Here is a 1,438-nt window from a genome sequence, read left to right as displayed (position 1 = left end):
GACTATCGGACCCCGAACGAAGCCGAGCAGGCATGGATCACCGAGAACCTCGCCGCGTAGACAACTATTCAACTGGTCCAGGAAACGTTGGGCAGCTCAGACCGCGAGTAGAGACTCGTTGGTGAGCGCTCGAGCGCTGACAGGTCTTTTCTTCCAGGCGTAGAACCCGGATTGTGACACCTTCAGTTCGTGACACATGAACGCGACGGGGTAAGCGCCGGACGCAGCCCAGCCCGCGATGGCAGCGAATATTACCGCTGGCCGCTCGCGAACCAGGTCGATAGTAGTCTCCTACAGGTCGAGAACCCCAGCAACACACCCCCGAGTCCACCAAAACGGGTACGGTCCAGTCTCAGTAGAGACCCCCTCCGCGGGCACTTCATCGGGCGGGTCTATCGAGACCCCCCTGAGGCCCGACGCGGGGCGACCTCGAGCTTGAGGCCGCGATGTCTCAGTGGAGGATCCCTTACGGGACTCGCTACCGGTGCCCCCACGCGGCGCGCACGCGATCGGGCCTCGGTGTTGTTCGGAGCCTGGACGGGACGTAGCTCGTCGCGTGTGGTCATCTGTTCGCCCTATCGGTGGGTCGGGCGTCAGGATCTCGTGGACACGTTCAGATGCCGGTGACAGGGTGACGTCATGGCCAAGCCTCGCACCAAGCTCGCGCGTGCAAGTACAAGCCGCGTCCTCGCCGCTGACCACCGCTCGAGCGCGCGTGGCCGCTCCGCGCGCATGACCGGGGGTTGAGGGGGCTCTCCCCGCTCGTGCGGGCCGACTCGGGTCGGGCCGCGTTGCTCCCGAACTGCAGGACGTCTTGGCGATCTCGCCGCATCGAGTGCGGCTGCAATCAGCGAATACTGACAAGTAGGGGGCTGGTCACGATGGCATCGCGACCAGCCCCCTACTTGCGTTCCGTTCTCAGCAGTTACTGACGAAGGTTTTTTGTCTCAGCGGTTCCGTTGTGCTCACGCATTCGCTGAGCGAGTTCGGCGGTCGCGCTTCTGGAGAGGAGGAGGGAAAGGCAGATGAGTCCAGCAGAGAACGGCAGCCCGAAGAACACGAGGATGCGGGAGATGGCTCCTGCGATCGTATAGAGGTAGTTTTGCTCGACGGTGGCTCCTAGGTCGATGAGGACTGCGGGGCTGAACAGGGCGAAGGCCGCACTGATGGCGCCGGTCACGATTCCTGTGATGAGCAGTCTTCGGCTATAGCTGGTGCCCATGACCTTCTCCTTTGAGAGTGCTGCTAGTGGTGACTGCCCCGTGAGGGTCAGTAGAACGATCCAGCGACGCCGGTGATGCCGATAGCACTGCCGCGGATCTTCGAGACGGTGATAACTGGCTCTTCGCAGTTGAGGGTGTAGCCGTACGAGTGTGGGGTCGGCGCGTCGTGGCCGGGAGTGGGGTCGAGGTCTTCCGATGATGGAGGTTCCTACGCC

1 protein-coding gene is annotated in these 1,438 nt (G+C 62.9%); it reads right to left on the bottom strand.

Going from position 1 to position 1,438, the window contains the following annotated elements; translation table 11 throughout:
• Positions 1-925: 925 nt before the first annotated feature.
• Positions 926-1,222 (bottom strand): hypothetical protein, encoded by a 297-nt coding sequence (locus C5D07_RS04600; protein WP_104258794.1) that lies wholly within the window; start codon positions 1,220-1,222, stop codon positions 926-928.
• Positions 1,223-1,438 lie beyond the last annotated feature (216 nt).

It is taken from the genome of Rathayibacter tritici (assembly GCF_002932875.1).
Classification (GTDB): Bacteria; Actinomycetota; Actinomycetes; order Actinomycetales; family Microbacteriaceae; genus Rathayibacter; species Rathayibacter tritici.
The sequence above is the reverse complement of the archived record's forward strand: the minus strand, read 5'-3'. Positions and strand labels throughout refer to the sequence as shown.